At 62.3% G+C, this 6,857-nt stretch carries 5 protein-coding genes and 1 pseudogene; 3 read left to right on the top strand and 3 right to left on the bottom strand.

From position 1 onward, the window contains the following. The 3 genes from JWR89_RS22910 to JWR89_RS22920 form a co-directional block, all read left to right on the top strand. A partial coding sequence (locus JWR89_RS22910) for an EAL domain-containing protein (protein WP_299720416.1) occupies window positions 1-2,193 on the top strand: 2,193 nt, incomplete at its 5' end. Between the two features lie 501 nt (window positions 2,194-2,694). Next, complete coding sequence (locus JWR89_RS22915; protein WP_299720418.1) at window positions 2,695-3,573, top strand: MurR/RpiR family transcriptional regulator; 879 nt, start codon at window positions 2,695-2,697, stop codon at window positions 3,571-3,573. A 36-nt stretch (window positions 3,574-3,609) separates the two neighbouring features. After that, on the top strand, window positions 3,610-4,383 hold the full coding sequence (locus tag JWR89_RS22920) for a hypothetical protein (protein WP_299720420.1): 774 nt from the start codon (window positions 3,610-3,612) through the stop codon (window positions 4,381-4,383). A 535-nt stretch (window positions 4,384-4,918) separates the two neighbouring features. Here the strand turns inward: JWR89_RS22920 and JWR89_RS22925 are convergent. From JWR89_RS22925 to JWR89_RS22935, 3 genes and pseudogenes are all read right to left on the bottom strand, one after another. Beyond that, entirely contained in the window at window positions 4,919-5,377 is a 459-nt protein-coding gene (locus JWR89_RS22925; protein WP_299720422.1) for a BLUF domain-containing protein, read from the bottom strand. Window positions 5,378-5,414: 37 nt separating this feature from the next. Continuing rightward, window positions 5,415-6,188 carry an EAL domain-containing protein gene (locus JWR89_RS22930; RefSeq protein WP_299720423.1) on the bottom strand — a complete coding sequence of 258 codons (774 nt, stop codon included), beginning with the start codon at window positions 6,186-6,188 and terminating at the stop codon, window positions 5,415-5,417. Between the two features lie 416 nt (window positions 6,189-6,604). Further along, window positions 6,605-6,833 (bottom strand): annotated as a pseudogene (locus tag JWR89_RS22935) (cell envelope biogenesis protein TolA); the annotation flags it as partial. Window positions 6,834-6,857 lie beyond the last annotated feature (24 nt).

The raw sequence follows: 6,857 nt of genomic DNA on the forward strand, positions 1-6,857 counted from the left end.
TTTATGATCGACTTCGGCATTCGCGCGGCGTCTGTGCCGCTGGTGTCCTATGTGGACGAGCTGCAAGGCAGCGCCGAAGCGCTGCAGATGGTGAGCGGCAAGAAAGTCATCATTGGCGGTACGGCGCTCGAACTGGGTGATCGTTTCAGCGTGCCCAACGGCGCCGTGATCTCCGGACCGCTGCTGCAGGTGCTGGCGGCCGAGTCGCTGATACAAGGCCGCGCTTTGTACTTCAGTTCGGGCACGGCGACGTTGGCCGGGCTGCTGGCGATTGCAGCGATCATGATGCTGGCGTGGCGGCGGATCTCGGCAGGCCACCGCGTCAGCATGCTGGTGGCGATAGCCGCGGCCATCGAAGCGGGCGCCTGGCTGTTGCAAAGCAAATTTCCGATCGTGCTCGACACGTCGCTATTCCTGTTTGCGATCGGCGTCTACCTGACGGCGATTGCGCTCGATGAGATCGATTTGCGCGGCCTACTGGCCCGGGTTGCCGAAAAAAGATTTCAGCGCATCACCATGGTGCTCGGCGATGGCGTGATGTGCGCCGATTCCAAGCTCGCCATCACGATGTGGAATCCCGGCGCCGAAGCGATCTTCGGCTATCCCGCGCGCGAAGTGATCGGTCGTTCGGTGGACATGCTGTTCGCCGCCCCCGCCGATGGCTATCCCACGATGTCTTCGTTGATCCTTGCCAGCCCGCCAGCGACGATGCGGGCGGCCGGAGGTTGGGTGCTCGAATTCGACGGACGCCGCAAGACCGGCGAGATTTTTTCACTTGAAGCCTGTCTGTCCGGATGGGATGGCTCGGACGGGTTCAACTATGGCGCCAGCTTGCGGGACATTTCGGTGCGCAAGCGCGAGGCCGAGAAGATCCGCTATCTGGCCGAGCACGACATCCTGACCGGGCTGCCTAACCGCAACACCCTGCAGACGCGCCTCGGCGCCGCGATCGCGATGGCCGGCCCGTCGCGCCCGGTCAGCCTGCTGGCGATCAACATCGACAACTTCGAACAGACCAATGTCATGCTCGGTCATGGCTTCGGCGACGACCTGCTGCGCGCCGTGGTGCAGCGGCTGAGCGGCGATCTCGGCGACGGCGTTATGATCGCGCGGCTCGAAGGTGATCAGTTCGCCGTGCTCGCCGATGAAGCGGATCGCGCGCGCGCGACGGCGCTCGCCGCGCGCTGCACCCTGGCGTTCGAGCAGCCTTTGCGGGTCGGCGACCGCGTCCAGCAGATCGCGATCAGCATTGGCATTGCGGTGCTTCCCGGCGATGGCGCGACCGCCGACGCGGCGCTCGGCAACGCCCAGCTGGCGCTGGTGCAGGCCGCGTTGTCGAATGCGAGCCGCACCGTGTTCTACAAAGCCTGTTTCCGCAGCGAGATCACCGACCGGCTACGCACCGAAGCGGAGCTGGTCCGGGCGCTGGGGCTGCGAGAATTCGAACTGTTCTACCAGCCGCAGGTGTCGCTCGCGGATCGACGCGTCATCGGCGCCGAGGCACTGATCCGCTGGCGGCATCCGGATCGCGGGTTGGTGCCGCCGATCCAGTTCATGCCGATCGTCAACGCGTCGGCGATCTCCAACCAGGTTGCCAGCTGGGTGCTGCACACCGCGTGCCGGCAGGGTGCGGCATGGGCCAAGGCCGGCCATAGAATCCGCGTCGGCGTCAACCTGTCGCCTTCGCAGTTCACCTCGGGCGATCTGCCGACCGACGTCGCCACCGTGCTGGCGGCGACCGGCCTGCCGCCGTCGCTGCTCGAACTGGAAGTTACCGAAGATATCCTGCTCGACGACAAGGCGGCCGTGCTGTCGATTTTCCGCTCGCTGCAGGATCTCGGCGTGCGCGTGGTGTTCGACGATTTCGGCACTGGCTACGGCAGCCTCAGCTATCTGAAGAACTTTCCGCTGGATGGCCTGAAAATCGATCGCTCGTTCGTGCGCGAGCTGGCCGCCAATCGCAGCGACGCCGCCATCGTCGGCTCGACCATCGAACTGGGCGAGCGGCTTGGGCTGTCGATCATCGCCGAAGGCATCGAGGACGATGCCACCGCAGAATTGCTCACCGCGATGGGCTGCGAGCAAGGCCAAGGTTACTACTTCGGCAAACCAATGCCCGCGGCCGAATTCGAGGCCAAGTTCCTGTCGCTGGCCAGCGTCTACGCCGGCATGGCCCTGGTCAAGGCCTCGTAACGGCGATGTGACCTGCGCCGCCGGCGCTGTTGCGGAAGTGGGATTCCAGGAACGCGAGCGTCTGACCCGGATGTCGAGGCCCGTCTGGATGCCGAGAGCATGGAAACGGGCGGCGGTCGCAGGGCCGATGCCGTGGAATCTGCCGCCGCCTCCGGACGGCTGCAGGAATGCTCCTAGCAGGGTGGCGGTCAATTGAAGATCGCGAGCCGCGCCGTAGTTGAAATCGATGCCGCTTTCGCCTGTCGTCCCGCTGCGCGTCGTGACGCCGTTGTTGAACATGTAGATCTCGAAATGCTTGTAGTCGGTCGGCTCAGGATCGTCGGAGACATAAGGCGGTCCGGCGACGGCAGGCGCTGCCGGCAGCACCAGCACAAGCGCACAGAAGATCCGCCACCCAACCGGCATTCGCCCAAAATCCCCTTGTAAAGTGCATGATGTAGTATATGCTACACAGTTAGATGTCGAGCGATTTTCGCTACGCATCGACTTGGGAGCGCGCCCTTGACCGTAGATGCCGTTGTCGATGCCGGGAGCCTGCTCGGCTCCGCTTTGCGAAGCGCGAACGAGCAGCTCGGCGCCGCCGGCCGGCGAGTGGCGAAGTTCATCGACGAAAACCGTCAGGTCGTACTTGCCAGCTCGGCTGCTGCGTTGGGCGCGCGCATCGGCACGTCCGACGCCACGGTCCTGCGAACTGTTCAGACCCTTGGATTCGCCAGCCTGGCCGACCTCAAGAGCGCGATTTTGAGGTCGGATTCGCTCTCGACGCCGGCTGACGACATGCGGAGGACATTGGTTGACCTGGAGAAAGCCACGGGACACGCCCTCGATGGGATACTGCAGGCGCACAACGAAGGTCTGGAGGTTTTGCGATCGGCTAAATGCCGTACCCAAATGGCTAATGCGGTTCGCGTCCTGGATGGCGCCGAGCGCATCGCCGTATTCGGGCTCGGTCCGTCAGGGGCTCTAGCGAGCTATGCCTCGACCTTGCTCGCCCGCAACGGTTGCCGCAGCCGCACGATCAGTGCGACTGGATCCATGCTGGCCGATCAACTTCTGGATCTCACCGACGGAGACGTGCTGCTCGTCCTTGCGTATGGGCGGCTCTATCGGGAAGTGAGGGCGGTGTTCGCGGAAGCCAGGGCGCTGGGTCTTGCGACCGTACTCATGACGGAGGCGGACGATACGCCGCTGGCTAAGCTGGCCGACGTCTGCGTGGCCATTCCTCGCGGCCGCCCGGGGCAAGTGGCCCTGCATGGAGCGACCCTCGTCGGCCTGGAAGGACTAGTGCTGTCGCTTGCCGCGGCCAGACCGGATGCGGCGCTGGCTTCGCTGGACAATCTCAATAGGCTTCGGCGCGCAACCGAGGCTCAGAAGAAGTAACGCGTGTTGGAACGCCCAGCGAGGATACCCCCTCCAATGACTGACGACGTAGAACGAAGCAAGGTCCCGGAAGTCACGTTCGTCTTCTGGATCATCAAGGTGCTCGCGACCACGCTTGGGGAGACCGGGGGCGACGCCGTATCGATGTCCTTGAACCTCGGCTACGCCGTTAGCAGCTTCATCTTTGTCGGCATCTTCGCCGTCGCGGTGGTCGCGCAGATAGCCGCGAAGAAGTTTTATCCATTTCTCTATTGGCTGGTGGTGATCGCCACCACGACGGCGGGCACGACCATGGCGGACTTCGCCGACCGGTCCCTTGGAATCGGGTATCCCGGCGGCGCTTCGCTGCTGTTCGTGCTGCTGATGGCATCGCTCGCCGTCTGGTACCGGTCGGCGGGGTCGATCTCGGTCAACACGGTTTCGACGCCGAAGATCGAAACGTTCTACTGGGTGGCGATCCTGTTCTCTCAGACGCTCGGCACCGCTCTAGGCGACTGGATGGCCGACACCAACGGGCTCGGTTACGAGGGTGGGGCACTTGTGTTCACCGCAGGCTTGGCGCTGGTCGCCGTGGCGTACTTCTACACCTCCATGTCCCGGACACTGTTGTTCTGGGCCGCCTTCATCTTGACGCGCCCGCTCGGCGCCACCCTAGGAGATTTGCTCGACAAACCGCTGAACAGCGGCGGACTGGCCTTCAGCAGGTTCTACGCGTCGGCCATCCTGGCCGTCGTCATCATCGGATGCGTCGCATTGCTGCCGCAACGCGCGGGCGCGCACCCCGGCAAGCCGCAGCCGACCGGAATATAGGTCATCAGAGGAAGACACCGGATCTGAATCCACTGGTCAGTCAGTCAGTCAGTCGTAAGCCAATTTCCGCCTTGCCGGATTCCGCGGGCAGGCGCGCTTCGGTTGCGAACGCTTTCGACACCGCATGTGCGCCAGGAGCCTTCAGAGCCCGGCTTAGTGCCGGGCTTTTTTAATGAAGCCTTCCGTCCCGAATTGGCTAAACCGGTAGCGGCTGCTCGGGGGGCGCGTGTGCGGGCGATCGGGTAGTATCCATAAAGAAGCCGGAGCCGCGATGGCGGACCGGCCTTAGAGGCCGGCGGTGGCAGCCAGGTCGAATCGTCCGAATAGCGTCGCTGTAGCGCACGGCATTGTAGCTACCTTCATAAAGAAATCGGCCAAAACCGCGACCACGGCAATCTCGCGCCCGCCATGGCCTGTTCACCGTCGCACATCCACAGACTCTTGGCGCTGCCTTTGATCCCAGAAACTTATCAAGATGTCCTATAGGCGATGAATCGTCTACGCCGGACGCGCATAAGGCGACGTAGCCGCTGAGTTAACCGTCAAAAGTTGGCACTGCCACGCTTATTAGGCCTTCGTCTTCGGTCACGATATCCAGCACATAGGAGAGGAAGTTTTTTGCTGACAAGGCCGAAGGGTCGAACCCGTCAGCCAGACCATATTTTGCGTTCAGCGCTTCAGACGTTTCCGTCCGCTCGGCAAAACCCATAGACCAGCGCTCAAAGAGGCGCTCCTTCACCTCGACAGCTTCAACGATGATCACGGACTTGTGGCGGACGTCTCCTGCAATGCGGACAAAAAGCTGCGACACCGCATCCCGCTCGCCTTCCAGCACCTGTCCAAAGTAGCTGCGGTTGAACATCAAGCCGCCGGTGATGCCGGCTGCGCGGTTCTTCGAAACTGCAGACGAGACGATCTTCCGCAGCTCGCTATCGCGGGGGTTGACCGACTTTTTCACCAAATTGGTGCTGTAATACACGAGGCGGAAAAGCATGCTCGACCCGTCTCTTTAGGATACAAAAGTTATCACGTCAGACCGCCGATCGGACGGCGGCGATCTTTTCGCAATTAAGGATTGGTGGAAGCGCCATCAGCGCGGGTTTAGCAAAATAATAGCCTTGAAACAGGCTGATGCCCGCCGCCCGCAGAACCGCAAGTTCCTCAGCACATTCGACACCTTCCGCAAGCACGTGAATGTCGAGAGTGCGCGCGATGCCGACAATCCCGGCGACGATCGCCTGCTTGGCGCGGCTCTGATGGATGTTGCGGAGCAGCTCCATATCGATCTTGATCAAATCGGGCTGCAGACGCGCCAGAAGTCCGAGGCCAGCGTAGCCCGCGCCGAAATCGTCCAGCGCCGTCCAGAAACCAAATTTGCGGTATGCCTCCACAATGCGTTGAACGTGGGCCGGATCGGCCATGCGCTCGTTTTCGGTGAACTCGAACATGAGATTGCGGTGAGGAAACCGTGCCCGTTTCGCTGCCGCCAGCGACTTCTGGATGCATGCGCTCGGTTCATAGACGGCGTTGGGCATGAAATTGATCGAAAGCCGGAGATCGCGGCCCTCGAACAGCGCGCCTGCGGTCTCGATGGCCATTACGCGAGCCGCCTGGTCGAACTGGTACCGGACCTCGTCGGTCACCTGGCTGAGGACCGAAAACGCGGATTCACCGTTAGCCCCGCGCACCAACGCCTCGTATCCCCACACGGCGTCGGTTCGCAGATCAACAATCGGTTGAAAGGCCATCTTGAATTCGAATGGAAGGGCAACGTCCCCGCCGCAACCGACACACGCTTTCCGCATCCCAGAAGCTCCTTATTACCGCTCCAGACGATATGGGCCAATGATTGCCCCGCCGTTAACGGCATCGGGTGCGGCCGCGACCTGCCGGACAGACCGCCATCAAGGAGAACGCGGTGCGATGCATGCGCGCCTTCTCTGCTGTCAATTGGAGTTCATAATTCTAGACGCTGATCCCCCGGTTCACGGGGCACTATCGCAGGTCAAACGGCCGGTCTAATTTCGGCGCAGGGGCCTTTCAACACTGATACCCAGCTTCGGGCGGCATATGGGCCGCATTCCGACAAAGCGTGCGACCGTGAAGGGAACCGCGCAGCGCTAAGGTGAAGTGGTTGCCTGATAGCGAGATCGTCATCGTCTGGACCGAACGTGGCGGCCCGCCGGTCTCCGTCCCGGAAGGCACGGGCGGGTTCTACTTTTGGGAGTTCGGCGGTTTCCTTGAAGGTGCCATTGGTGCCGACGGGTCTTCGGAGAACGACCCCTGCATGTCCGATCGTGGCAGCGACCACGGCAGATCCGTCGTCTCCCTCGCGAAGCCCTGGTGAAAGAGATTGCTGTCGGCGCCCCAGATCTCCAGCGCGGCCTTCATCGAGGGCGCAGGTCGAAGAACCCGATGGACGTCTGGTAGGTCTTTAGTTTCCGCGGCATCAGTCGCAAGCCGGACAAGTGTCC

Origin of the sequence: Tardiphaga sp. (assembly GCF_028290785.1) — a bacterium.
Taxonomy (GTDB): Bacteria; Pseudomonadota; Alphaproteobacteria; order Rhizobiales; family Xanthobacteraceae; genus Tardiphaga.